The organism is Methylobacterium aquaticum (assembly GCF_016804325.1).
GTDB classification, from domain to species: Bacteria; Pseudomonadota; Alphaproteobacteria; order Rhizobiales; family Beijerinckiaceae; genus Methylobacterium; species Methylobacterium aquaticum_C.
The window spans coordinates 5,460,763-5,486,461 of the sequence record NZ_CP043627.1 but is presented as its reverse complement, the minus strand read 5'-3'; the positions used below and the strand labels follow the sequence as shown (position 1 = coordinate 5,486,461).

Sequence of the window (25,699 nt, the reverse complement as noted above, 5' to 3'; positions counted from 1 at the left end):
CATCCTGAGAGCCTGTTTGAGCGGGATTTCTACCCAATATTTGAGGCAGAAGGGATCATCCTACCCGCTAACCTCATCCTGAGGTGCGAACGAAGTGAGCCTCGAAGGAGGGCTCCAGGGATCGCAGAGACTTCTGGAGCCCTCCTTCGAGGTCAGTCGATCTGCGGTCGACTAACACCTCAGGATGAGGTGGAATGGTAGGATATCTCCTGATTTTTCTCGATTTTTGTCAAATCATGCTGCTCAAACAGGCTCTGAGGTGTCGGTCGATCGACGATCGACCAACCTCGAAGGAGGGCTCCAGGATTCGCGGTGAATTCTGGAGCCCTCCTTCGAGGCTCCCTTCGATCGCCAGCATCTCAGGACGAGGTCGCGATTGGGATGGAAGAATTCACTGCGATGCGTCCCTCGCACGTGAAACAGATCCCGACATCGTCCGCCTGACATCGAAGGCGGCCCATCCCCGGAATCCCGCTCCCGCACCAGAGCGGGGCTTTGCCGGCCTCCGCCGCGGCGGCTACAAGCGGGCCCGTCCGGGTCCGTTCTCCGGCCGCGCGGGGGATGACGCATGACGGTGTCGAGCGACGACGACCTGGAGAGCCTGCGGCGGATCGGCCGCATCGTCGCCGACGCGCTGGAGATCATGGGCCGGGCGATCGAGCCCGGCATCACCACCCGCGAGCTCGATGCGATCGGGCGGGACTTCCTGGAGCGGGAGGGCGCCCGGTCGGCGCCCGAAACGGTCTACGGCTTTCCCGGCGCGACCTGCATCAGCGTCAACGAGGAGATCGCCCACGGCATCCCGGGCGAGCGCCCCATCGCGGCCGGCGACCTCGTCAACATCGACGTCTCGGCCGAGAAGGACGGCTGGTTCTCCGATACCGGTGCCTCCTTCGCGGTACCGCCGGTGACGCGGGCGGTCGAGCGGCTGTGCCGGGACGGGCGCCGGGCGATGTGGACCGGCCTGCGCCAGGTCGGGGCCGGCAAGCCGCTCGCCGGCATCGGCCAGGCGGTCGGCGCCTTCGCGAAGAAGAACGGTTACACGCTCGTGCGCAACCTCGCGAGCCACGGCATCGGCGCCTCCCTGCACGAGGAACCGACCGAGATCGCGACCTGGCCCGACGCCTCCGAACGCCGGATCATGACCGAGGGGCTGGTCTTCACCGTCGAGCCGTTCCTGTCCCTCGGCGCCGATTTCGCCGAGAACCGGGACGACGATCCCTGGACGCTCTACAGCCGCCCGAAGGCCCTCACGGTCCAGTACGAGCACACGGTGGTGGCGACCCGCAACGGACCGCTCGTCCTCACCATGCCGAGCCAGTAGGCGGATGGCGCAGACGTGGTCGCCGGCTTTGCGAAAAAATCCGCGAAAAACGAAAGCGTCGGCGCTCAGCGGAGCCAGTAGCGGTCGGGCTTGAGCGGCGGCGGCACCGGCTCGCCCAGCGCGTCCTGCACCACGCCGTCGACGACCTGCAGCAGCGCGTCGAGGGGCAGGTCGTTGGCGGCGGTGCCGAACGGCTCCTCCAGTTCGTCGCCCAGCGTGTCGAGGCCGAAGAAGGTGTAGGCGACGAGCGCGGTGGCCACCGGCGTGCCCCAGCCCAGGGATTCGGACAGCCCGAAGGGCAGCAGCAGGCAGTAGAGCCAGGCGGTGCGGTAGAGGAGCAGCGTGTAGGCGAAGGGGAGCGGCGTGCCCTGGATCCGCTCGCAGGCCGCCTGCACCCCGACAGCCCGGCGAGCTTCTGCTCGATCAGCCCGAACGACACGTCGCTCAACCGACCCTGACGCAGCGCATCACCGAGATCGGCGGCGAGGTTCGTCAAGGCCGCGTCGGCCGGGCTGGCGCAGGACGGGAGGCGCGTGCGCTCGGCCTCCGGCAGGTGGGGCGCGGCCGCCGCGGCGGCGTCCTGTCCGCGCAGGCGGGCATGGAGCGCGTGGGTGAAGCCGGCCAGCCGCATGAGGCAGCGTCTGCGCCGTGCCTCGTCCTCCGGCAACAGGGCCGCGAGCAGGCGGGCGAGGCCGCGCACCTCGACGATCAGGCTGCCCCAGACCTTCCGGGCCTCCCACCAGCGGTCGTAGCAGGCGTTGTTGCGGAAGCTGAGGAAGATCGACAGGGCGAGCCCGATCAGGGTGAACGGCCCGATCCCGGCATGGAGCGGGAGCGTCCGCGCCCAGCCCTGCTCCGTCGCCACCACCAGGCAGGCGATCGCCGTGATGGCGATCACCCGCGGGGCGATCTGCGGCAGGATCGACCCGCGCAGCGCGAACAGGATCGCGAGGGCGCCGGGGCGGGGACGGACGATCATCGAGGGTGCAATCCGGCAGCGGACGGGTGCGCGGTCATCCGCTCGCGGGCGGCCGGGGTCAAGCGGATCGACGCATGATCAATCCGATCCCCGCGGCCCCTGGACACCTTGGACGCTATCCCAATCCGCGACCTCATCCTGAGGTGCCCACGAAGTGGGCCTCGAAGGAGGGCTCCAGATAGACCTGAGACGTCTGGAGGCCTCCTTCGAGGCTCGCTTCGCTCACACCTCAGGATGAGGTCGCGAATGGGATGGACGTTCGAAGGCTCGAAACGTCGCTCAGCCGCCGGACTTGGCCGTCGCCGTCACGTCGATATCCACCCCCACCTTCAGGGCGACCATCGAGTCGTTGGACCAGGGGCCCTGGCCGACGCCGTAATCGGTGCGCACGAGGTCGAGATGCCCGACCGCGTGGGCGGTGCCGCCCGAAACGGTGAGGGTGAACGGCAGGGTCACGTCCTTGCGCAGGCCGCGGATCGTCAGGGTGCCGACCGCGTCGTAGGCGTCGCCGCCCTTGGCGACGAAGCGGGTCGCCTCGAAGCGGGCCTGCTTGTCCTTGCTGGCGTTGAACCAGTCGGCCTGGGGCAGGGCCTCGTCGCGCTGCTTGTCGCCGGTCTCGGCGCTGGTGAGATCGATGAGCACCACGGCCTTGCCGGCCTCGGGCTTCTGCGGATCGAAGCTGATCTGCGCGTCGTAGCGGGTGAAGCGGCCCTTGAACGGGGCGCCGACCTGGGTGCCCGAGAAGCCGATGCGGCTCTTCGCCGGATCGACGGTCCAGTCGGCGGCAAGGGCGGCCTGAGTACCGGCGGCGAGAGCGGCGGTCAGGCCGAGGGCGAGGCGGAGGGACTTCATCGCGAGGGAACCTCGGGTTTCGCGCTTCGCCGCGGCACCAGCGGGAGCATCCGCCACAGGGTGTCGTCGCGCAGCGTGAGGTGGTGGCGCAGGGCCGCGCCGACATGCAGGAGGAGGAGGGCCATCAGCAGCCAGGCGCCGTAGCTGTGGACGAGCTTCAGCACGCCCTCGACCGCCGCCTTGTTCGGCAATTCGGGCAGGACCGGCAGGTGCGGCCACGGGATCACGCCGTAGAGCACCGTCGGGATGTTGTAGGGCGAGGCCGAGACCATCGCCCAGCCGACGAGCGGCATGGCCAGCAGCAGGCCGTAGAGCGCGAGATGCGCCGCTCCGGCGGCCCGACGCTCGGCCTTCGGCATCGCCGCGGGCAGCGGCGGGGGGCTGTGGAACAGGCGCCAGACGACGCGAACGACCATCAGCACCAGCACGGTGAGGCCGATGGACTTGTGCCACTGATAGAACGCGAAGCGATCCATCGGCGGCAGGGAGCCCCGCGTCATCGCGAGGCCGAGGCCCAGGAGGGCCAGGATACCGAGGGCGATCAGCCAGTGCAGCACGATCGCGACGAGGGTGTAGCGACGGGGCGTCGCGACCGTGTGCATGGTGATCCGCCCTTCGGCTCCGACGCGATCAGTCCTTGCGCTCGAAGGCGCCGTTGAGGACGAGGTGGACCTCGTCGCTGATCGCCGGCACGAAGGTCTTCACGCCGAAATCCGAGCGCTTGATCGTGCCCTTGGCCTCGAAGCCGACGGTGACCTTCTTGTTCATCGGGTTGGCGCCGGCGCCGACCAGGGTCACCTCGAGGGTCACGGGCTTGGTCACGCCGTGCAGGGTCAGGTCGCCGGCGACCTTGGCCTTGTCCTTGCCCTCGGGCGTCACCTTGGTCGAGGTGAAGGTCATCTCCGGGAACTGGGCGGCGTCGAGCCACTTGTCGCTCTTCAGCGAGTCGACGAGGTGCTGGCTCGGCGCGTAGAGCGACTTCACCGGGATGGAGACCTTCAGCTTGCTCTCGGCGGGCTTGGCCGGCTGCAGGTCGAGGGTGCCCGACACGTCCGAGAAGATGCCCGTATAGGGCGAGAAGCCGAAATGGTTGACCGTGAACAGCGCCTGGGTGTGGTTGGGGTCGACCACGTAGGTGCCCGCCTGGATCTGGGCGGGGTCGCGGGTCGCCTGGGCGCTGGCCGGAGCGGCGAAGGCGAGGCCGGCGGCGAGGCCGAGGGCGAGAACGGACAGCTTCACGAGAACACTCCGTGTGTCGGGGGCGGCGGGCAGGTCTCCCGCATGGGCCCCCGTCTTTGCGGCGCCCGGCTTAAGCCGGTTCCGTCGCGGGCGTAAGACAGCTAAACCGGGACACATGGTTGCTGGTTCGGAAACCTTCCGCGGTGCGCTCTCCGACGTGAGGGCCTTTTGTGCCGTCGTCGATCACGGAACCGTGACCCAGGCGGCGGAAATTCTCGGCGAGACCAAGGGCAGCATCAGCCGCCGCATCTCGCGGCTGGAGCAGGAACTCGGCGTCACCTTGCTCGCCCGCACGCCGCGGGCGGTCTCGCCGACGGTGGAGGGTCTGGCCTTCCACGCCAAGGCGCAGGAGAGCCTCGCCCTCCTCGACGAGGCGCGGGAGACGGCGCGGGACGCCCGCACCCTGCCCCGCGGCCACCTGCGGGTCACCACCTCGATCGATTTCGGCATCGAGGTGATGCCCGACCTCGTCGCCGGGTTCCGGGCGCTCTACCCGCAGATCTCGATCGACCTCCTCATCACCGACACCCGGCTCGACCTGGCCGCCAACCGCATCGACCTGGCCCTGCGGCTGGGCAGCGGCGAGGGCCAGGACGGCGGCTACCGCGCGCCGGTGCTGGCGAGCCTGGTGATCGGCCTCTACGCCGCGCCGTCCTACCTCGCCGCCCGCGGCGCCCCGGCCACCTCGACGACCTCGCCCGGCACGACCTGATCCTGTCGCGCGAGCGCTTGGGCTCGGCCCCGGTGCGGCTCTCCGACGCCCAGGGCCGCGAGGGCCACATCACCGCCCAGCCGGCGATCCGCGCCACCGACTACGCCACGGTGCTGCGCCTGACCCGGACCGGCGCTGGCATCGGCCACATCCCGAGCCTGGTGGCGGCCCGGGCGCTCCAGGACGGGGCGCTCGTGCCGGTGCTGCCGGACTGGGCAAGCCGGGGCGGCGTGCTGCGCGCCGTCAGCCTCGCCGGCCGCGAGCTGCCGGCCCGGGTGCGGCTGTTTCGCGACCACGTCCGCCTCGGGCTCGCGGCGATGCGGGAGGAGGCGGGGCCGGGGTGAGGCGTGCGGCCCGCGTCGCCGGGCCAGGTTGACGCGCCGGCAGCTTGCGGTCTTCATCGGGGATCACCGTCCCGGGACCGAGATGTCCCGGAGCAAGCTGTCGAGGCGGTCGCATGACCCATTCGGGACGACGCATCCTGGCGGCAGCGGCCGTCCTGGCCCTGTCGGGCGCCGCGGCGGCCGGCGAGGGACGGCTCGCCGCACTCTATCCGCAGGATGGCCGCCGGGCGATGACCGGCGGGGATTTCGCCCGGTTTCCCGGTGCGGGGATCCTGTTCTGCCGCGATGCCGCGGGGGTGCCGAAGCGGGCCGCTGCCGCCTGGCTGATCGCCGGGCCGCGGATCGTGATGCTCAACGCCCACAATTTCCGCAACAAGCGGCTGGAGGTCACCCGCGCGGTGGCGGATTGCTTCTTCCAGATCGCCGGGCGCAACTACGATTTCGAGCCGGAGAGCCTGCATCTCGGCACCAGGCCCGGCGCGGAGGCCCTCCACATCACCGACGACTGGGCCCTGCTCCAGCTCAGGGAGCCGGTCACGGCGGCGACCGCGCAGCCGGTCCCGGACGACTCGGCCGGCCCGCCGACCGGGAGCGAGCCCCTGCCGGTGACGATGGTCTCGCCGGCCGGGCACGAGAATTTCGGCAGCGCGACCAGCCTCGAATCCTGCACCGTCCGGCAGATCGATCCGCCGGGCGAGGACGGCATCCGGCAGGTCCGGCACGATTGCAACAACGGCTATGGCGGGTCCGGCTCCGGGCTGTTCGACGCCGAGGGCCGCCTGATCGCGATGCACAGCGCGTCGCTGTCGATGAATTCCCGCCGCTCCTACGACGGCGAGTTCCATTACGGCGCGGCCCTGCTGCTCGAAGGCACCCTGGTCGAGGCCCTGCGCGAGGCGGTCCGCCGCACCCGGTGACCGGTCGGCCGGGGGCGATCAACCGGGCCCGATCAGGCCCGGCACCACCGTGCCGTTCGGGCCGAAACTCTCCTGCGCCCGGCGGCAGCTCGCCTCCGGGTCCTTCTGGTAGGCCTGGGTGTAGGTGGCCGAGCGGATCAGCGGCTCGCCGTGGGAGAGCGCCGCGAGATCGGTGCCGAGCCGTTCCACCACCTCGCGGAACCGGGCGTAGTCCGGTTTCGTGCCGGGGCAGGACTCGGCCACGAACCGGACGAGGCCGGCGAGCTTGACCGCGTCGTTGCTGACCACGGCCTTGTCGGCGGGAGCCGGGCCCTCGGCGGCCGCGGCCGTCCCGAGCCCGAGGGTCAGGAGCGCAGGGACCAAGAGCGGAAGGGCGAAGGACGGAAGAGCGTGGAGGATCAAGGCCGTCTCCTGACGAGGCTGTGGCGGTCGATGGTGCACGGGGGAGCGGCCGGTCACCGCGGCGGCCCGCCCGGCCCTTGGGTCCCGTAGCTGTCGCGCAGGCGGGCGAGGGCCGCGTCGTGACCGGCCCCGCCGGCGCGCAGGGTCACGTAGTGCTGGCACAGGCTGCCATAGAGCTGCCGGCGCCCGGTCGGGACCGCGACGGCGGTCAGCCCGGCGATCAGCGCCCCGGGGGCGGGAGGATCCGGCATCATGCCGGCCACCTGCGCCGTGCGGTTGGCGATCATGCGCGGATCCTCGATGAAATGCGGCCGGGCCCGCGCCAGGGCCGCCTGCAAGGCCTTCACCGCCGCATCGTCCGCCGGCAGCGCCCACCCGGCGGCGCGGGCGGCGAGCCAGCGGGCGGGATCGGTGCGGTCGTCCGGCGCCAGCCAGCCGGACCGGGCGCCGTCGTCGCGGCGGGCGACGACGGCGGCGTCCTGGTTCGCGTCCTCCCCGCCGGAGGGCGCGTCGCCGCAGGCGGCGAGCAGCGCGAGGACGGGGAAGGCGGCGGCCGGCCTCACCGGAGGGCGACCGCGAGGCCGCGGGGGCCGTCCGCGAGCGGCAGCCGCGCCAGTTCCCGGGCCGCCCGGGGATCGACGAGGGAGAGATCGCCCGAGAACCAGTTGGCGACGGCGACGCGGCCATCCTCCAGCGCCACGACGCCTTCCGGATAGCGGCCGACCGCGACCTCGCCGGCGAGCGCAAGGCGATCGGCCGGGACCAGGGCGACGCTGCCGGCATGCTGGCGGCTCACCACGACGGTGCGCCCGTCCGCCGTGACCGCGACGCCGTAGGGCATCGCCCCGACCGGCACGGTGGCGAGCGGGGCGAGCGTCCCCGTGTCGATCACCGTGAGGTCGTTGCTGCGCACGTTCGCGACGTAGAGCCGGGCCCCGTCCGGAGCGAGCGCCAGCGCGAACGGGCCCTCGCCGGCGGGCGCCGTGCCCCTCACCCGCATCCCGTCGGTGTCGATCGCGACGACCCGGCGGTGCTCGCGGTCGGCGACGTAGAGGCGGGCGCCGGCGCGGTCGAGGACGAGGCCGGCGGGGTCGGGGACCGGCACGGCCGGGCCCATCGCCTCGCCGGTGCGGGGATCGCGCCGCACCACCTCGCCCCGGCGCCAGTCGCCGACATAGAGCGCCGAGCCGTCGGGGGCGGCGGCGATGCCGAAGGGCGAACCGGGATGGTCCAGGCGGGCGACCACCCGGCCGGCGGGCCCGTCGATCACCGAGATCGCCCGGTGGTCGGGATGGGTGACGTAGAGGCGCCCTCCCGGCCCGGTCGCGAGGCCCGCCGGTCCGGGCCCGACCGGGATCGTGGCGGTCACCCGGGCCGAATCGGGATCGACGCGCGACACCACCCCGCCATCCTGGCTCGCGACGTAGATCTCGGCCGCGCGGGCGGCCGGCGCCAAGACCGAAGCAGAGAGCAGGATGGCAAGGAGGCGCGCCTTCACCGCCCGCCCTCGACCCTGGCCTTCAGGCCGGCGAGGCCGGTCTCGAAATACGTCTTCATGGCCGCCCGGCCGGCCGCGTCGCTCAGCTCCTCCGGCGGCTCGTTGCCGGTATCGCCGCGGTAGAAGCGGCCGAACCAGGCCACCTTGCTGCCGGTCCCCTCCGGCGTCACCGTGAGGGTCGCCGAGTAGGACGAGACCGGCAGGGCCTTCAGGTCGGGATCGTCGAGGCGGTAGGAGTAGCTGCGCTGGGCGCCGTCGTACTCGTCGAGGCTCTCGTGCAGGACGCCGCCGTTCTTGAGCGTCAGCGTCCGGGTGTCGCCGTTCTTCGTGCCGTCGCCCTTGCTCGTGCCGCTCGCAATCAGCGGGTTCCAGCCGGCGATTCCCGCGAACGGGCCCGCCACCGCCCACACCTTGTCGGGCGCCGCCGCGATGGTGACCGTGGCCTCGATCTTCTGCGGGGTCGGCCCGTGGGCGAGCGCCGCCGTCGCGACGCCGAGGGCCCCCGCGAGGACGAGGCCGCCGAACCGGAAATCGTGGAACCGACGCATGCTTTACGCTCCGTGACGAAGGCGGGAGACGGTCTCGCGCAGGCGCGCGCGCCAGGGCAGGAGACCGAACAGGACGAGGAGGGCGGCGAGGGCCGCGGCGCCGAGGACCGGGCGCAGGTCGAGCCGGACCGGCCGGGCCCGCGGCGTCGCCGCCGCCGTCAGGGCCGCCGCGAGGCCCCCCTGCGCGTCGAGGGGCGCGTAGGCGAGGCCGGTCTCGGCCGCGAGCCCGCGCAGGTAGGATTCGCGGACCGCGGACAGGTGCTCCTGGCCGGGGGCACTGGTGGCGCCGAAGGGGGCGTTGCGCGGGTTGTAGCCCTCGCGCTTGTCGGCATCCGGCGGCGGCGGGCCGAAGCGGTTCTCGTGCGGCACGTCCTCCGCCCCGTAGAAGCCGATCTCGCGGCCGCGATCGTCGTAGCGGGGGATCGGCGACGGGGTATGGCCGCCCGCCCCGACGATCAGCCCGCGCACGGCCCCGGGCTTGCCCTCGAAGGCCGGACCGCCGCGGGCCGGAAGCGGGGGCGCCTCGTGGCCGTCGGTGACGAAGACGAGGTCGCCGCCGAGATCGCCGGCCAGCCCGATCGCCCGGAACAGGCCGGCGGCGACCCGGCTGTCGCCCTCCCAGCCCATGCGCCAGTCGAGGCCGGCAATGGCGCCGTCGAGGGCGGCGAAATCGGCGCAGGTGTCGATCGGCTCGAACAGCAGGAAGGCGCGGCGCTCGGCGAACAGCCCGAGGCCGAGGCGCGAGCCGCAGGGGAGCGACGCCGCGAGGTCGCGCAAGCTCGCCTTGGCCTTGTCGAGCCGGCTCACCGGCTTGCCGTTCAGGCGCTCGTCGCGGGTGTTCATGCTGCCGGTGATGTCGATCACCACCACCGCCTCGACGCGCCGCCCGGTGACGGTGAGGTGCGGCGCGAGCGCCGTGAGCGCCGTCAGGGCGAGCGCCCCGGCGAGCCACCGGCCGCGGGTGTCGGCGACGAGCCGCGCGAGGGGCGCCGGGATCACGGCAGCCCCCGCGGCTGGCCCGGGATGTCGGTCCAGATCTTCTTCGGGTCGGCTTGCATCTCCTCGCCCTGCTCGCGGCCCCGCTCGGGGAAGTCGCGCACGAGGCGCGAGGCGACGTCGAGGTTGAACTTGGCGTCCCAGGCCTCGGGGCGCAGCGTCAGCCCGCGGCGATAGGCCTGCCGGGCGAGCCCGACGAGCGGCGTCGCCGGCTCCAGCTCGCCCGCCTCCAGCTTGGCGAAGGCCTGCCGCAGCCGCGCATTGCCGAGCGCGATCTGCGCCAGGGCACGCAAGGACGGCGCACCGTCGCGATCGAGGGCGGCGACCAGCGGCTCGGCCTCGTCGAGGCGCTCGCGGGCGGCCAAGAAACGGATGCGAGCCAGCAGCACTTCCGGGACCGCATCGGCGCCGACGGGGCGGTCCTGGCCCGCCTCAAGCGCCGCGATGGTCTGGTTGGCGCGCGTGTCGCGCCAGACGAGGCCGGTGCAGGCGAGCGCCCCGGCGAGGCCGGCGAGCGGCAGGGCGGCGATGACGACCGGGCGAAAAAGCCCCCAGGCCCGCCGCAGGAGGTGCGGGAGCGACGAACGGAGCGGGGTCATGCGGCGCGCCTGGTCTCGGGGGAGGCCGTCGGCCGGGAGACCGACCCGGTCGCGGCCTTGCCGGCCGCGAGATCGGTCTCGGCGAGCTTGGCCGCGAGAAGCAGGCCCAGGGCCAGGGCGGCGAGGCCGTAGGCGAGCCCGGCGAGATCGCGCTGCGGGCGCCTCTCCAGGTAGGAGATCGGCTTGCGCTCCTGGCGGTCGATCTCGCGGATCGCCTCCTCCACGGCCTGGGCGTTCTCGGCCTCGAAGGCGCGGTAGGGCACGCCGAGGCTCTTGAAGAACAGGTCGAGATGGCGCTCGGGCGCGGCTTGCGGCGAATCCTCGCCCGCCGGCCGGTCGCCGAGTCCCGGGGAGCCGGCGGTGCGCAGGAAGAGCCAGTACAGGGTCGGGCGGATCTTCGTGAATTCCTCGCGCAACAGGGGCTGGATGCGCCGGTCGATGACCGCAGCGCCATCCGAGACGAGGAGCAGCACGCGCGAGGCCTGCGGCGCGCCCGCGCCGAACTGCGCCAGCGCCAGGCCGAGGCCGCGGGCGACGTTGGTCGCCTCCAGGCCGGGCCGGTCGATCGCCCGGATCGCCGCCCGCACCGCGTCGTGGCGGTCGGTCATCGGCAGCACCGCCATCGGCGAGGTCGAGAAGGCCGAGACCGCGACGAGGTCGTGGGCCCGGCGCCCGACGAACCCTTCGAGGATCCGCCGCGAGGCGGCGGCCTTCGATTCCTCCGCACCCGAGGGCTGCCGGCCGGCGAAGGTCTCGTTCATGCTGCCGCTGCGGTCGATGAGGAGCGAGACCTGCGCCCCCTCCCCCGTCCGCACCAGGCTCTCGCCGGACAGGTGCGGTCCGGCCAGCGCCAGGATCAGGAACCCGATCCCCGCCATGCCGGCCAGCGTCAGCACCGCATCGACGAGGCGCGACAGCCCGTCGGCCGGGACGGGGGCGAGGGAGGGCACCGGGATGCGCCTCTGGGCCGACGCGGCGAGCGGCAGGAGCGCCAGCGGCAGCAGCCATAGCCAGCCCGGCGCCGTCACCCCGAAGCGGGCGATGAGAGGGGTCAGGAAGGCGATCACGGCCGTCCCTCCGCCCGTCCGGTTCCGCTCGCCGTCCGCTCCAGGGCGGCGAGGCGGCGGGCGGTCGCCACGAGGTCGGGGAAGGGGTAGCCGCGCGCCGCCGCCGAGGGGTCGCGCCCGAAGAAGGCGTCGCCCGAGGCCCGGAAGAAGAGTTCCAGGGGCTGGGCGAGGGCGCCGTAGGCGGGATGCCGGGCCAGGAAGTCGCCCAAATCCTCGCCCATCACCCGGCGTCCGTGCGTGCGGTCGAGGCCGCGATGGAGCGCCAGCAGCGCCTCGCGATAGGCGGACTCGGCGTCGCGGCGGGCGGCGAGGCGGCGGACCTGCCGGAACGCCGCCGCGAAGGCCCGGGCCGGCCGGCGCCGGAACGGCCACCACGCCCGGTCGCGGGCGAGAGCGACGAGACCCGTGAGGCCGAGAGCCGCGAAGCCCCAGGCGAGGGTGCGGGACAGGGCCGGATCGCGGCGCGGCGCCGGGCTCTCGGGCCGCAGGTACTCGACCGGATCGGCGACCGGCGGCGGCTGGACCTCGCGCAGGGGCGATACGCCGATCGGCCAGGCCGGGACCTCGGCGGTCGCGCTGGTCGTCGCGCGGGGCCCCTCGCTGGCGAAGGTCACGGCGAAGGCCGGAACGTCGAGGCGACGCACGTCGAGGGCGGCGTAGAAGGTCTGGTAGGTGAGCGACAGGCGCCAGAGCCGGTATCCGTCCCGCACCGGCCCAGGCGCGACCGCGACGCGGGTGAGGTCGAGCCAGTAGGTCAGCGGCCCCGGCTTCGGCAGCGAGGCGGCTTGCGGCGCGAAGCCCTCCGCGGCCTCGATCTCGACCGTGGCGTCGAACCGGTCGCCGATGAACAGCCCGAACGGCCGCGGGCTGCGCACCGTCACCGCCCCGATCTGGGCCTCGGCCGGGGACGGCAGACAAGCGGCCAGGAGCCCGGCCACCATCCAGGCCCGGATCGTCCGCGCCGCGTTCGCAAGCCCCCTCATGCGGCGGTCCCGAGCAGGTGGCGGGAGAGATCGTCCCGGTCGAGGCGGCCGGCGAGGCGATAGGGCGGCCGGCCGTGGCGGAGCGCGAGGCGGCGCAAGGACTCCCGCCGCTCGGCCTCGCGGGCGAGCCAGCGCGCCCGCAAGGACGGCCGCATCAGCACCCGCCGCCGCCCGCCGCCCTCCAGGTCCTCCAGCTCGATCAGGCCGAAGGCCGGCAGGCCCGCGTCGAGGGCGCCGTCCTCGATCGCGACCGGCACCACGTCGTGGCCCTGGAGCCGCTCGAACAGGGCGGTCACCAGCGCCTCGGGCAGGCGGAAATCCGAGACCACCAGCACGAGCTTGCGCCGGCCCGCCAGGGACGAGGCCGCCGCCAGGAGCCCGTCGGCACTGCCCCCCGGGGCCGGATCGCGGATAGCGTCCGTGCCACCGCATCGGCGGTGCCGCGGCGGCGCGAGGCCGGCAGCACCCGGTCGGGCCCGGCGCCGCAGCCGATCAGCCCGAAGGCGTCGCCGATCCGGGTGGCGGAGGCCGCGAGCGCGATGCACAGCTCGGTCGCCAGAGCCCAGGCATCGCCCTCGCCCCGGAAACGCATCGAGGCCGAGAGATCGAGCAGCGCCCAGACCTCCAGCGCCCGGCGCTCCTCGAACCGGCGCACCACGACGCCCTCGAACGGGTCGCGCAGGGTCGCCCTGAGATCGATGCGGCGGGCATCGGGGTGGCGCCAGAACGGCACCTGATCGCGGAAGACGCCGAGGCCGCCGGTGTCGCGCGAGCGGTGGGCGCCGGGGCCCGGACCGGCGGCGGGCCCGCGCAGACGGTAGAGGATATCCCCGGTCACGGTGCCGGCACCGTGTCCAGAACCGCCCGGCACAGGGCCGGCACGATGCTCTCGCGGCGCATCTCGTAGACCGGCTCCAGGAAGATCCGGTGCGCCATCGTCTCGGGGAAGACGGCGCGCAGATCCTCGGGCAGCAGCCGGTCGCGGCCTTCGAGCCAGGCCCGGACCCGGGCGGCGCGGATCAGGAAGGCGATGCCGCGCGGGCTCGCCCCGCCCTGGACGAGGGCATCCATGGCGACGTCCGGCAGGGCGATCCCGGCCCGGTCCGGCTCGCGGATCGCCGACCACAGCCGGACGACGTACTCCTCGAGCGCCGGGCTCGCATGGATGCCGTGCTGGAGCGCCGCCGCGATGCCGGCGACCGAGGCCTGGTCGATCACGTCCGGGGCGATCCCGGCGACCAGCGCGTCGGTGTCGTGGAACAGCGGATCGAAGGCGAGGCGCCGGCGCAAGGCCGGGTCGGCCGGCGCCTCCATGCCGATCTCCATCAGGAACCGGTCGCGGGCCGCCGCCGGCAATTCGAAGGTCTCCTCGCGCTCGACCCGGTTGCGGTCGGCGAAGACCTGGAGATGCGGGAACCGGTACTCGCGGTTGAAGGCCTGGACGCTGCGCTCGGCCATCAGGCGCAGGAGCAGGGAATGGACCTGGGGCCGCGCCCGGTTGATCTCGTTGAAGAAGAACACCGAGAGGTCGTCGGATCGGCGCAGCACCGGGCCGGGCTCGATCCGCGGCCGGCCGTCCTCGGCGAGGTAGGTGTGGGTGATGAGGTCGGCCGGCATCATGTCGACCGTGCCCTCGACGCGCTCGTAGGCGCCGCCCAGCGCCCGCGCCACCGCCCGCAAGAGGGTGGTCTTGCCCACCCCGACATCGCCTTCGAGCAGCACGTGGCCGCGGGCGAAGATCGCGATGGTGACGAGCCGGATCGCCCTGTCCTGGCCGATCACCGCCTTGGCGATCTCCGCCTCGAAACGCAGGGCGGCCCGGCGCCAGTCGGTCAGGGCCGTATCGGACGGACGGATGGAATTCATACGGATCTGCGATCCCGGGACGTGTCGCGAGGCGTGGGGGAGCGCGGCGCCCGACGACGCCGCGCAAGAAACGATCTACTGCGCCGCGATCTTGGCGACGTCGTATTCCCACTTGCCCGTCTTCTTGAAATTCTCGACGCGCTTCTTGTTGCGCTCCTCCATCGCCTGGATCGAGGCGGACTGCTTGTTCAGCTCCTTGGGATCGTGCTTGGGATCGTACTTCGTCCCGGCGATCTTGGCGGGGAAGCCGGGCTTGGGCTCCCAGCAATCGCCCGGCGCCTTGCACTTGGTGCCGTCATAGGCGAGCGCGGGCGCGGCGGCGCCGGCCAAGAGCGCGACGGTCGCGGCGGCGAGAATCAGGCGCATCGTGTTCCTCCTGTCGGATTATGGTTGGTGGCGGGCGGATCGGAACCGGAGCGGCGAGCATCTCCGGCCATGGCATCCCGGGCCGGCTGGCAGCCCGGGATCGGGGACCGTCAGGACTTGCCGCTCTTGGCGCACAGTCCGGGCGGATTGTCGGGGAAGGTCTCGCCGAGCTTGTAGGGGGTGTACGTCTTCTTCTGCTCGTCGTTCAGCCACTCGGCGTCGCCGACCGGCCCCGTATAGAGGTGGCGGACCCAGGCGGTGACCTGGAGCATCTCGTCGAGGGTCAGGCTCTCGTTGTGCGGCCCCATCTGGCCGTTGGCGCCGCCGAACACCGTCGAGAACAGGCCGACATCTGTCGTGTTCTGCGGGTAGGTCCAGTAATTGTCGGCGAGACCGGGACCGATCTTGCCCTCGCCGACATGGCCGTGGCAGCCGGAACAGGCGGCGAGGAAGGTCTGCTCGCCCTTCTTCAGGCAGCTCGCATCGGTGATGTAGGGGTTGTGGCCGGTGGACAGGAACTGCTTGACGCCGGGCGTGTCCTTCCCCTCCGGCAGCACGTCGCTCAGGTCGAGCTTCTCGCCGGTGACGACGTTGCGCAGGTCGGCGGCGCTGCTCTGCGCCGTGGTGGCGCGCGGCAGGGCGCCGAGGCCGGCGATGAGGATGACGAGCCCGAGGCTGGCGCCGAGGGCGGTCCTACGCTGGATCATGAACGCTCGCTCTAGAGTCGCAGAACCGCGTCCGGCGGTCCGCGGAAGGCAGGGGTCGGGGGAAGGATCGGTGAGGAATCGGAAAGGGATCAGGAACCGGTCGGCACCGTCGGCACGCCCTCGTCCTTCAGGATCGCCTCGATCGCCGGGCGGGCCTTGACGAGGGCCTCGTCGAGGGCGGCGAGCAGCGCGTCGTCGCCGCGGCGCACCCCCATCGACTGGTCGAAGCGCATGGCGACCTTCTGGCCGTCGCCGCGGGTCGCGTCGTCCGCCACCAGGGTCATGCGCAGGGGCACGCTGGATTCCTTGACGAAGCGGGCGACGTCCGGGGCGAAGGGGGCCGCGACCTCGGCCTTGCCGCTCGCGACCTCGCCGACGAGGCGGGCCGGGTCGATCTGGGTGTACTGGTTGCGCGGCGAGCGGAAGTTCACCAGCGAATAGAGGTAGGCCATGTCCTCCTCGTAGCGGCCGATGGTCTTCAGCATCGCCTCGCTCGGCGAGCCGAACGGCACCGCGACGTGGTTGACCTGTTTGAGGCGCGGGTCGGACCAGGAGGAGAGGTCGAGCCCCTCCTGGGCCCGGGTCACGAAGACGTAGCCGCTGCGGTAATAGGGCTTCGTCGTCAGCACCCGCGGGTCGCCGGTATCGAGCCCGGCGACGACGTCGCAGAGCTTCTTGTCGAGGAAGTCGCGCACCAGGTAGATCGCGGGCTTGTCCGACCACACGAACTGCACCTTGCGCCCCATCGCCTCGGCGACGGCACCGGCGATGCGGTTCTCGAGGCCGGTCCCGTCCTTGAGCGAGAGCGGCGGCTGCGCGGCCGAGGCGCAGACCCGCAAGGCGCCCTCGTCGGGCTGTGCCTGTGCGGCAGGCGCTTGGGCCGGCGGCGTTTGCGTGATCGTCTGGGCGAGGGCCGGGGCGGTCAGGCCGGCGGCGGCGAGCGTCGCGCCCAGGCAATACCGGCGCAGATGTCCGAGCGATCTCAACATGATCGGATCCGTTGTCATGGGAGGCAGCGGGTCGCTCCTCCCCCGCGGGGGAGGAGCGCGGTGTCGGCGGATCAGTTCGCCGCGTACTCGCCGACGTTCGGGTCGTCGTAGGGACCCTTGCCGTCGAGGGAGAACACCGTCACGCCGCCGCCCATCTGGGTGTAGTTGGCGAGCTTCTTGAAGGCGCCGACGGCGCCGAGGCCGGCGGTCGGGTCCTGGAGGTCGAAGACGAGGCCGACGCCCGGCCAGCCGCCGACGCCGTAGTAGATCGCCACGTATTGCGTGCCCTTGTGGGTGTAGGTGATCGGGTAGCCGATCGCGCCCGACGGCAGCTTCGACTTCCAGAGCAGCTCACCCGTGTCGGCGTGGCGCGCCTTGATGTAGCCATCGAGCGTTCCGTAGAAGACCAGGTTGCCGGCCGTCGCCGTGGTGCCGCCCCAGACCGCGAAGCGCTCCATCTTCTCCCATTTGAACTTGCCGGTGATGGCGTCGTAGGCCTTGATCTGGCCCAGGCCCTCGGCATTCTGACGGTCGCCCTTCGGACCCGGATACATGTTCAGCGTCGCACCGACGAAGAACTGGCCGGCCCGGTAGGGCAGCATGAAGGGCTCCCAATCCATGCAGATGTGGTTGATGCCCATGAAGAAGAGCTTGCGCTCCGGATCGTAGGAATCGTGGCCCTGGTTGTGGTAGCCCATCGCCGAGGGACAGATGTCCTTGGCGAGGTGGTCCATCCGGGTGCCGTATTCCGGATCGCGCACCGGCAGGCCGGACTTCAGGTCGACGGTCTTGAAGACGTTGACGGTGTCGTCGATCTTGTGCGCCGAGACGAGGTCGCCGTTGGTGCGGTCGAGGGTGTAGACGATGCCGTTGCGGTCCGGGTGGGTCAGGAGCTTGCGCTCCTTGCCGGCCAGGTCCTTCTGGGTCGACAGCATCATCACGTTGACGCCGGCGTAATCCCACTCGTCGTGCGGGGTCTTCTGGTAGCCGAACTTGGCCTCACCGGTATCGGCGTCGCGGCCGAAGATCGTCATCGTCCACTTGTTGTCGCCCGGCCGCATCGTCTCGTTCCACGGCGCCGGGTTGCCGGTGCCGAAGTAGATCAGGTTGGTGCCGGGATCGTAGGCGTACCAGCCCCAGTTGGTGCCGCCGCCGATCTTCCAGGCGTCGCCCTCCCAGGTCGAGGTGCCCAGGCCCTTCTGGCCGTAATGGGCGTTGTGGATGTTGAAGTCCTTGGCCAGCAGCAGGTCCGCATCCGGGCCGGTGGCGTAGGCGCGCCACTTCTGCTCGCCGGTCTTCACGTCGTAGGCGGTGAGATAGCCGCGCACGCCGAGCTCGGCGCCCGACGAGCCGATGATCACCTTGTCCTTGACGACGTAGGGGGCGATCGTGAGCGTCGACCCCATCTTGATGTCGGAATTCTCGATCTTCCACACCGTCTCGCCGGTCTGGGCATTGAGCGCCGCGACGTGGCCGTCGAGCAGGGTCTTGAGGATCAAGGCCGGGGTCTTGCCGTCGCCCGGCCAGTAGGCGAGGCCGCGATTGACGAGGTCGCAGCAGGCCACCGAGCGCGCGGCCGGGTTCTGCTTCGGCTTGTCCTGCCACAGGATCTTGCCCGGATCGTCGAGACCGAGCGCGAAGGTGTTGTTCGGGAACGAGGTGTGGACGTACATCTTGCCGTCGACGACCAGCGGCGCGCCCTCGTGGCCGTTGAGCAGACCGGTCGAGAACTGCCAGGACACCTTCAGGTTCTTGACGTTCTTGTCGTTGATCTGCGTCAGCTTGCTGTAATTGTCGGAGTCGTAGTTCTTCCCCGGCATCACCCAGTTTTCGTCGCTCTTCGACAGCTCGTCGAGCTTGTCGTTCGCGAATGCGGCATGCGGGACCGCGAGCGGCGCCAGCGCCAGCAGCGCGGCCACCGAGACGGAGTTCACGAACTTGCCCATGCCTAGCTTATCCATGCCAAAGTTGCCCATGCTCTGCGTCTCCGGTCAGCGTTTCACGTCTCCGCGGCGATTGCGCCGCGAGGCCGAACGTGTTCGCGCGATGAGAAAGGCCAAGCCGGCGAGGCGACGATCGAACTCTCTTATTTCGATCTTAGATCTTCCCGCCATACTTTCTTATAATGAACTTATTACCTTCGCTCATCACAGTGACAATAGCATTCGACAGCCTTGGTGTCTTCTGCCGATATTTTCGTAAACTCGGGATGATGCGGCAAATTCGTTGACTGATTGTCTCGCGGGATTGCACAATAAGTTTTCTTATTAAAATGATAATGTATATTTATTATTTTGACAAGTTGTTGTTGTCTTGCGGCATACGCGCCGGCGGCCGCCATCGCTGCATCGCAGCAATGGCAGCCACGGAAACGTCTCGTCGGCGATGCTTCACGAGCCCGTGACGGAGCAGACTTGATGGCTATTGACTTACGCAGCGGATGCCGTTCGCATCGTCCGCTTGGATGCCCCTCGAGGTGCGATGCCTGGACGGCTCTGGCCGGGCCCTGCGCGGGCGGGGAATCCTGAAGCCCTGCCCGCCCGCGACGTCAGGAAGACGTTCGGGAGGGCTCGGCGGGCGGGGAAAATCGCACCGAGCTTCTCTCCCGGTCGCGACCGTAGCTTGAGAGCCTGCCTGATGTGGTCGACCGACGTGGCACCCTCGATGGCATCGAGGGGCCGCGCACGGAACCCGAGATCCACGACCGCCGACAATGCAGGACGACGATGCAGGACGACGGCGAGGATCGTCCGCCTCGCTCAGCGCTGGCGGCGGTCCTGGGTCCTCGTCCTCGACGAGCCATGGGATGACGTCGAGAGATGTCGGCGCATCGGCCGCTCGAACAGGCTCTCGTCCGTTGTCCGGCTGATCCGCTTCGCGATGCGGAGATCGGCTCCGCTCAGGCGCCGCACGGGCTTCCGGCATGAAATCCGGATGTGATCTTCCGGATTTCCTATCGTCTCGAAGCTCGTCGGCGACGACCTCCGGTATCGCCGGGACTGCGTCCGGTCCGGCGCGCGGATCCGCGGCGGGAGCCGGACCGTCAGCGCCCGCCCAGCGCCCGGGCCGGCGCGGTGGCGAGATCGACCGCGCCCTCGGCGGTGTCGCCGATGCCCTGGCCGAGGTTGCGCAGGTGCTCGCCGTAGGTCTCGCGGCTCTGGGGATCGATCACCGCGACCGGGGCCGAGACCGCGAGGCCGGCGGCGGTGCCGACCGTGGCGGCGGCGCCCGCGGTCATCTGGACGATGCGGTCGCTCAAGCCGACGCGGGAATCGGTGATGGTCTGCCCCTGCGCCAGGCGGTTGCCGAGAAGCGCCACGAGCTGCGGGCTGCCGGCGAACTTGCCGTGGTTGAGGGCATCGCTCCCCTTCAAGGCGGTCAGGTTGAGGACCGCGATGTTCTCGCGGGCGAGCTCGGTCCGGTAGGGCTCGGTCGAGGGGTCGATGGCGCCCAACCGCGCGCCGGCACCGCCCCAGACCAGGCGCGAGACCGCGAGCGCGTTGTCGTCCTGCGACACGAACAGGCTGAGCCGGGGCCTGCCCGGGCCCATGTCGCGGAACGCCTCGCGGGCGAGGTCGACATCGACGTCGGGGGCGGCCAGCACCACGTCGCGGATCTTCGGCGCGACGCGCCCGTCGCGGATCGCCATCTGGCGCAAGGATTCGAGCACCAGCCAGTTGCCCATCGAGTGGGCGAGCACCGTGATCTCGGCCACCTCCGGGTTCTGCGCGAGGCGGCGCAGCACGCCCTCGAGCGCGTTGCGCGAGTAGTTGGTGCTCTCGCGGTCGTAGCCGTAGGCGAGCACGCTGCCCCGCGACGGCCAGGTGAACAGCACCGGCACCACCTCGGCCCGGGTGTCGTGGACGATCTGGGCGAAGCGGTAGACCGCGTCCTCGAATCGGTTGTTGAAGCCGTGGACGAAGACCAGCACGTGGCGCTTGCCCGCACGCACGGTGTGGCGCAGGCGGGCGGCCGCCTCCGGCCGGTCCAGGGTCTCGGCCTTGAGGGTGACGAAGTCGGTGGCGGGGTTGCCGGGCAGTTCCTTGGGCCACTGCACCGTGCCGGGCTGGCGCACGGAATCCGGCGGGATCGACACCGTGATGTCGGCGTAGGACAGGGCCGGGCCGCGATCGCCCGAATACATCTCGCCCGGATTGGCGGCGGTCTTGCGGGTGGTCGCCACCAGCATGTCGACGCGCGAGGCTCCCGGAACCGTGGCGGCCACCGGCGCCAGCACGCCCTTCGGCGCGCCCGCGCAGGCGCCGAGCATGGTCGCCGCGAGCAGGAGCCCCAGCCACCGTTTCCGCACGAGAGCCCCGTTCACCACAACCCGCTCCCCACCCGCGCCCCGGCCGGCGAACCCTGCGGCAGCCGGCGATGATTCCTCGTGCCCGATTCTCCCGGGCACTCGTTAAGGATGAGCCAAATCGGTGCGGCGCCAATGGGGCGGCGGGGCCGGATCGCGTTTCTCCCGGCGGCCGTTGCCGCGGGGGCACGCTCGCGCCCTGCCACGGGCATCCCGGCCGGAGCCGGTTCCCCGGACCCCGAACAATGCCCTAAGCAGATTTCGCCGAAGTGGTGACCGGTTCGGCGCGAAAAATCTGCGACAAAACGAAAACCTAAGCGGGCGAAGCGTTGGCCTGCCAACGCAAGTCTGCTTAGAGGCTGGAGCATGACGGTCCGGCGCCCGGTCGAGCCGACCCTCTTTGTCGCCTGCATCCATGGTCGCCCCCCTCCCCCTCTCGATCTTCCTCATCGCCCACAACGAGGCCGACCGGATCGGCGCCACGCTCGCCGCCGTGCGCGACCTCACCGACGACCTGATCGTGGTCGATTCCGGCTCCACCGACGGCACACAGGCGCTCGCCGCCTCCCTCGGCGCGCGGGTGATCGCGCGGGGCTGGCCCGGCTACGGGCCGCAGAAGCGCTTCGCCGAGGAGCAGTGTCGGCACGTCTGGATGCTGAACCTCGATGCCGACGAGGTGGTGCCACCGGAGCTCTCCGCCGAGATCCGCCGGCTGTTCGCGGCCGGCGAGCCGCCGCACCCGGCCTACGAACTGGGCATCGCGGAGGTGTTCCCCGGCGAGGCGCGGCCGCACCGCCTCGCCTACACCTTGTGGCCGGTGCGGCTCTACCGGCGCGACCGCGGCCGCTACTCGCCCTCGCCGGTCCACGACCGGGTCGACCTCGAGGCGGGCGTCACGGTCGGGCGGCTCAAGGGCGTGATCCACCATTTCTCGGTCCGCTCGCTCGGCGACCAGCTCGACAAGCTCAACCGCTATTCCGACCAGCAGGCCGCCGACCTCGAGGCGCGCGGCGTCACGATCCCGACCTGGCGCCTGTTCGTCGAATTGCCGGGCAACTTCCTCAAGGCCTATCTCGGCCGGCGCCATTGCGTGCGCGGCGCCTACGGCTTCCTCACGGCGATGAACTACGCGATCTCGCGCCACCTGCGGGTCGCCAAGCACTACGAGCGCCGGACCGGCGGGCGGCAAGGGACGCGCGGACGATAAGAGGGCAAGAGGCCGGACGAGGCCCTCCGTCCAGGATTGAAGCCGTCGGTTTGCCACCGCTCGGCCTGACAGCGCGCCGCCGGGCGCGTATGGTGGGGGACAGTAGACGGCCACCTCAGATACGACACGCACCGGAGGCGACGACCCTTGGCGAGACAGACCCGTGGGGAACCGGGCACCGCCGGCGGGGACGAGCGGCCGGTGGTGGTCGGCGTCGGCGCCTCGGGAACGGCGATCGACTCCCTGGAACGCCTCCTCGCGCACGCGCCGGAGATGCCGGGCGTCGCCGTCGTGGTCTCGCTCCAGCAGCGCGAGGCGATCGACGCGGCGCGCTGGCGCACGGTGCTGGCGCGGGCGCTCGCCCTGCCGCAATCACCGGTCGAGGAGGGCGCCGCGATCGAGGCCGGGCGCCTCTACCTTCTCCCCGAGGGTGCCACCGTCGCCCTGGCCGAGGGGCGGTTCCGCCTCGATGCGGCGGGTGATCCGGGCGGGCGGGGCAACCTCGACACCTTCCTGGTCGCCCTGGGCGAGGACCAGGGCGCGAACGCCGTCGCGGTGGTGCTCGCCGGCACCGGCAGCGACGGGACGCTCGGCGTCACCGCCGTCAAGGCGGCGGGCGGGCTGACCCTGGCCGAGCCGCACGGCGAGGACGGGCTGTCGGGCAGCACCGCCGCGTCGCTCGCCGACCACGTCGTGGCCCCCGAGCAGATGGCGGACCGGATCCTCGCCTATGTCCGCCACCTGCGCCGCGGCATCGAGACCCGGCCGGCGGAGGCCGCGAGCGATTCCCTGATCCGCATCGCCACCATCCTGCGCAACAAGACCGGGCACGATTTCCACGGCTACAAGCAGAACACCTTCCTGCGCCGCGTCCACCGCCGGATGCAGGTGGTGCAGCTCGAGACGATCGAGGCCTACGTCGATCACCTGCGCGGCGATCCGGACGAGGTCCAGAACCTGTTCAACGACCTCCTGATCGGTGTGACGCAGTTCTTCCGCGATCACCGCGAGTTCGAACTGCTGGAAAACGAGGTCATCCCGCGGCTGTTCTCGGCCAAGGGCTCGGGCGACCAGGTCCGGGTCTGGGTGCTCGGCTGCGCCACCGGCGAGGAGGCCTACTCGATCGGCATCCTGCTGCGCGAGCACATGGCCAAGCTCGACACGGTGCCGCAGATCCAGATCTTCGCCACCGACATCGACGGGCGGGCGCTCGCGACCGCCCGGGTCGGCCGCTACACCGAGGCGGTCGCCCGCCAGATCCGGCCCGACCGGCTCGCGCGCTGGTTCGTCAAGGAGGGCTCGACCTACTGCATCGTCAAGGAACTGCGGGAGATGTGCATCTTCTCGCAGCACAACGTGATCAAGGACGCCCCGTTCTCGCGCCTCGACCTCATCTCCTGCCGCAACCTCCTGATCTACCTCAACGGCGATCTGCAGAACCGGGTGATCCCGCTGTTCCACTCCGCCCTGCGGCCGGGCGGGTTCCTGTTCCTGGGCAATTCCGAGAACGTCACCCGGCACGCCAAGCTGTTCTCAGCCATCGACCGGCGCTACCGCATCTTCCGCCGCCTCGAGAGCGCCACCCGGGTCCTGCCCGAATTCCCCCTCACGGTCACGGCCGACCGGCGCCAAGCGGAGGGCGGCGGGGCCTTCCGGCCGCGGACGATCGAGGGCGGCCTCGCCCGCCGGGCCGAGCGGGTGGCGGAGCGCTACGCCCCGGCCTACGTGGTGGTCGACGAGGCCTACGACGTGCTGCACTTCTCCGGCCGCACCGGGCGCTACATCGACCCGGCGACGGGGGCGGCGAGCCTCAACCTGCTCAACCTCGTCCACCGCGACCTGCGCCTCGACCTGCGCGCCGCGCTCCTGAAGGCGGGGGCCGAGCACCGCACCATCAAGGCCGAGCGCACCGCCATGGGCTCGGACGGGGAGCGGCGCCTCGTGACGCTCGTGGTCGAGCCGGTGCCGGGCACCGACGGTCCGCCGAGCTTCGTCATCCTGTTCCAGGAGGGCGAGGCCCTGGAGGGCGACGGCACCGAGGAGCCGACCCCGTCCTTCCTGCGCGACGAGCACGTCCAGCGCCTCGAGAGCGAGCTGCGGCTGACCCGCGAGCGGCTCCAGGCGACGATCGAGGAGCTGGAGAGCACCAACGAGGAGCTGAAATCCTCCAACGAGGAATACCAGTCGATCAACGAGGAGCTGCAATCCGCCAACGAGGAGCTCGAGACCTCGAAGGAGGAGCTGCAATCGGTCAACGAGGAATTGCAGACCGTCAACGGCGAGCTGGCGCATCGGGTCAACGACCTGGGCAGGGCCAACAGCGACCTGAAGAACCTGCTTGAGAGCACCCAGATCGCCACGGTGTTCCTCGACAACGAGTTCCGGGTGAAGAACTTCACCCCGGCGGTGACCGACATCTTCCACCTGATCGAGTCCGATCTCGGCCGGCCGATCACCCATATCGCCGCGCGGATCCAGTATCCGGAGCTGCCCGAGGACGTGCGCAAGGTGCTGCGCACGCTCGGCACCATCGAGCGCGAGGTCGGCAGCCCGGAGAGCGGGGCGCGCTACCTCGCCCGGGTGCTGCCCTACCGGTCGATCGACAACTTCATCGCCGGCGTGGTCATCACCTTCCTGGACGTCACCGCCACCGCCCGGGCCGAGCGGGCCCTGCGCGCGAGCCAGGAGCGGTTCCGCCGGATGGAGCGCATCGTCCCGGCCTTCCTGTTCACCGCCGATGCCGGGCTGAACTGGATCTACGTCAACCCGCGCTTCTACGAGCATACCGGCCTGGAGGACGGCAAGGCGCTCGGCCTCGGCTGGCTCACCGTGATGCATCCCGACGACGTCGAGGAGAACCAGCGCCGCTGGCAGCGGGCGGTGGCCAACAGCGAGGCCTTCGAGCACGAATTCCGCATCCGCGCCGCCTCCGGCACCTATCGCTGGTTCACCGTGCGGGCCGAGCCGATGGCCGATCCCGACGGCGGCGCCGTCACCTGGTTCGGCTCCTGCACCGACAGCCACGAGCGGCGGATGGCCGAGGACCGCCAGCGGCTGCTCCTCACCGAGTTGCAGCACCGGGTGAAGAACATCCTGGCGGTGGTGCGCTCGGTGGCCAACCGCACCGCGGAGGGCCAGACCTCGCTCGACGACTTCGTGATGCATTTCGACGGGCGGCTCGGGGCGCTCGCCCGCACCCAGAACATCCTGACCCGCAGCCCCGACGCCGCCACCGACCTCGCCGAGCTGATCGGCGAGGAGGTCCTGTCGCATGCGGTGCGGGACGGCGGCCAGGTCGCCCTCACCGGCCCGGAGGTGCGCCTGCCGCAGAAGACCGCCGAGACCCTGGGCCTGGTGCTGCACGAACTCGCCACCAACGCGATCAAGTACGGGGCGCTCGCCCGGCCGGAGGGACGGATCGCCATCACCTGGCGGGTCTACGGCGAGGGGCCGGAGGGGCGCCTGCGCCTCGAATGGCAGGAGAGCGGCGTCACCCTGGTGCCGACCGCGCCGACCCGGCGCGGCTTCGGGCGCGAGCTGATCGAGCAGGGGCTGGTCTACGAGTTCGGCGCCACGACGGCCCTGGAATACCGCCCGGGCGGCGTGCGCTGCATCATCGAGCTGCCGGTCCAGGCGCCGCAGGCATCGAAGCAAGCGCCGCAGGCATCGAAGCAAGCGCCGCAGGCATCGAAGCAAGTGCCGCAGGCATCGAAGCGAGCGCCGCAGGCGGAAGCCGGCGGGCCGCAGGCGCCCGGCGCCGCGCCCGCGGAGGCCGACGATGCCGGCTGAGGTCCTCGC

21 protein-coding genes and 3 pseudogenes are annotated in these 25,699 nt (G+C 71.3%); 5 read left to right on the top strand and 19 right to left on the bottom strand.

Going from position 1 to position 25,699, the window contains the following annotated elements:
• Positions 1-568: 568 nt before the first annotated feature.
• On the top strand, positions 569-1,324 hold the full coding sequence (gene map / locus F1D61_RS25055) for a type I methionyl aminopeptidase (protein ID WP_203154809.1): 756 nt from the start codon (positions 569-571) through the stop codon (positions 1,322-1,324).
• 65 nt (positions 1,325-1,389) lie between these two features.
• Here the strand turns inward: map and F1D61_RS25050 are convergent.
• The 4 genes and pseudogenes from F1D61_RS25050 to F1D61_RS25035 form a co-directional block, all read right to left on the bottom strand.
• Positions 1,390-2,303: pseudogene (locus F1D61_RS25050) on the bottom strand (bestrophin family protein).
• Between the two features lie 279 nt (positions 2,304-2,582).
• Positions 2,583-3,155 carry a YceI family protein gene (locus F1D61_RS25045; protein WP_203154807.1) on the bottom strand — a complete coding sequence of 191 codons (573 nt, stop codon included), beginning with the start codon at positions 3,153-3,155 and terminating at the stop codon, positions 2,583-2,585.
• Positions 3,152-3,757 (bottom strand): cytochrome b, encoded by a 606-nt coding sequence (locus tag F1D61_RS25040; protein WP_203154806.1) that lies wholly within the window; start codon positions 3,755-3,757, stop codon positions 3,152-3,154. Before F1D61_RS25040 ends, F1D61_RS25045 begins: the two co-directional genes overlap by 4 nt.
• Positions 3,758-3,785: 28 nt before the next feature.
• Complete coding sequence (locus F1D61_RS25035) at positions 3,786-4,394, bottom strand: YceI family protein (protein ID WP_246775524.1); 609 nt, start codon at positions 4,392-4,394, stop codon at positions 3,786-3,788.
• A gap of 115 nt (positions 4,395-4,509) precedes the next feature.
• On the opposite strand from F1D61_RS25035, the pseudogene F1D61_RS35450 reads away from it, so the two are divergent.
• A pseudogene (locus tag F1D61_RS35450) lies at positions 4,510-5,450 on the top strand (LysR substrate-binding domain-containing protein).
• A 113-nt stretch (positions 5,451-5,563) separates the two neighbouring features.
• Positions 5,564-6,367: a trypsin-like peptidase domain-containing protein gene (locus tag F1D61_RS25025; RefSeq protein WP_203154802.1), complete on the top strand. Its 804-nt coding sequence runs from the start codon at positions 5,564-5,566 to the stop codon at positions 6,365-6,367.
• A gap of 18 nt (positions 6,368-6,385) precedes the next feature.
• Here F1D61_RS25025 and F1D61_RS25020 read toward each other — a convergent pair whose 3' ends face one another.
• The 15 genes and pseudogenes from F1D61_RS25020 to F1D61_RS24950 all read right to left on the bottom strand — a co-directional run bounded on the left by F1D61_RS25020 (position 6,386) and on the right by F1D61_RS24950 (position 20,712).
• Positions 6,386-6,769, bottom strand: coding sequence for a hypothetical protein (locus F1D61_RS25020; protein WP_246775521.1), 384 nt, complete (start codon positions 6,767-6,769; stop codon positions 6,386-6,388).
• A gap of 53 nt (positions 6,770-6,822) precedes the next feature.
• On the bottom strand, positions 6,823-7,332 hold the full coding sequence (locus F1D61_RS25015) for a hypothetical protein (protein ID WP_203154800.1): 510 nt from the start codon (positions 7,330-7,332) through the stop codon (positions 6,823-6,825).
• Positions 7,329-8,267: a Vgb family protein gene (locus F1D61_RS25010; RefSeq protein WP_203154798.1), complete on the bottom strand. Its 939-nt coding sequence runs from the start codon at positions 8,265-8,267 to the stop codon at positions 7,329-7,331. Before F1D61_RS25010 ends, F1D61_RS25015 begins: the two co-directional genes overlap by 4 nt.
• Positions 8,264-8,815 (bottom strand): SRPBCC family protein, encoded by a 552-nt coding sequence (locus F1D61_RS25005; RefSeq protein WP_203154796.1) that lies wholly within the window; start codon positions 8,813-8,815, stop codon positions 8,264-8,266. Before F1D61_RS25005 ends, F1D61_RS25010 begins: the two co-directional genes overlap by 4 nt.
• 3 nt (positions 8,816-8,818) lie before the next feature.
• On the bottom strand, positions 8,819-9,814 hold the full coding sequence (locus F1D61_RS25000) for a vWA domain-containing protein (protein WP_203154795.1): 996 nt from the start codon (positions 9,812-9,814) through the stop codon (positions 8,819-8,821).
• The gene (locus F1D61_RS24995; protein ID WP_203154793.1) at positions 9,811-10,410 is read right to left on the bottom strand and encodes an MxaK protein; all 600 of its coding nucleotides are present in this window, start codon (positions 10,408-10,410) and stop codon (positions 9,811-9,813) included. Before F1D61_RS24995 ends, F1D61_RS25000 begins: the two co-directional genes overlap by 4 nt.
• Positions 10,407-11,465 carry a vWA domain-containing protein gene (locus tag F1D61_RS24990; protein WP_203159268.1) on the bottom strand — a complete coding sequence of 353 codons (1,059 nt, stop codon included), beginning with the start codon at positions 11,463-11,465 and terminating at the stop codon, positions 10,407-10,409. The genes F1D61_RS24995 and F1D61_RS24990 overlap by 4 nt, the downstream gene beginning before the upstream one ends.
• Before the next feature lie 8 nt (positions 11,466-11,473).
• Positions 11,474-12,460, bottom strand: a complete 987-nt coding sequence (locus F1D61_RS24985; protein WP_246775520.1) for a nonribosomal peptide synthetase MxaA — start codon at positions 12,458-12,460, stop codon at positions 11,474-11,476.
• A pseudogene (locus F1D61_RS24980) lies at positions 12,457-13,331 on the bottom strand (DUF58 domain-containing protein). The gene F1D61_RS24985 and the pseudogene F1D61_RS24980 overlap by 4 nt, the downstream one beginning before the upstream one ends.
• Complete coding sequence (locus tag F1D61_RS24975; protein ID WP_203154791.1) at positions 13,295-14,326, bottom strand: AAA family ATPase; 1,032 nt, start codon at positions 14,324-14,326, stop codon at positions 13,295-13,297. Before F1D61_RS24975 ends, F1D61_RS24980 begins: the two are co-directional and overlap by 37 nt.
• A 75-nt stretch (positions 14,327-14,401) precedes the next feature.
• Complete coding sequence (locus tag F1D61_RS24970; protein WP_203154789.1) at positions 14,402-14,692, bottom strand: methanol dehydrogenase [cytochrome c] subunit; 291 nt, start codon at positions 14,690-14,692, stop codon at positions 14,402-14,404.
• A 110-nt stretch (positions 14,693-14,802) separates the two neighbouring features.
• Positions 14,803-15,399: a cytochrome c(L), periplasmic gene (gene moxG / locus F1D61_RS24965; protein WP_203154788.1), complete on the bottom strand. Its 597-nt coding sequence runs from the start codon at positions 15,397-15,399 to the stop codon at positions 14,803-14,805.
• An 89-nt stretch (positions 15,400-15,488) separates the two neighbouring features.
• Complete coding sequence (gene moxJ / locus F1D61_RS24960; RefSeq protein ID WP_246775519.1) at positions 15,489-16,388, bottom strand: methanol oxidation system protein MoxJ; 900 nt, start codon at positions 16,386-16,388, stop codon at positions 15,489-15,491.
• 71 nt (positions 16,389-16,459) lie between these two features.
• A complete protein-coding gene (locus F1D61_RS24955) occupies positions 16,460-18,334 on the bottom strand; it encodes a methanol/ethanol family PQQ-dependent dehydrogenase (RefSeq protein ID WP_203154784.1) in 1,875 nt (624 codons plus the stop codon).
• A gap of 1,097 nt (positions 18,335-19,431) precedes the next feature.
• Positions 19,432-20,712 carry an alpha/beta hydrolase gene (locus F1D61_RS24950; RefSeq protein ID WP_348649388.1) on the bottom strand — a complete coding sequence of 427 codons (1,281 nt, stop codon included), beginning with the start codon at positions 20,710-20,712 and terminating at the stop codon, positions 19,432-19,434.
• Between the two features lie 397 nt (positions 20,713-21,109).
• Here F1D61_RS24950 and F1D61_RS24945 point away from each other — a divergent pair, with 397 nt between their 5' ends.
• Both F1D61_RS24945 and F1D61_RS24940 read left to right on the top strand, forming a co-directional pair.
• The gene (locus F1D61_RS24945) at positions 21,110-21,901 is read left to right on the top strand and encodes a glycosyltransferase family 2 protein (RefSeq protein WP_203154782.1); all 792 of its coding nucleotides are present in this window, start codon (positions 21,110-21,112) and stop codon (positions 21,899-21,901) included.
• A 147-nt stretch (positions 21,902-22,048) separates the two neighbouring features.
• A complete protein-coding gene (locus F1D61_RS24940) occupies positions 22,049-25,690 on the top strand; it encodes a CheR family methyltransferase (protein ID WP_246775518.1) in 3,642 nt (1,213 codons plus the stop codon).
• The last annotated feature ends 9 nt before the right edge of the window (positions 25,691-25,699 follow it).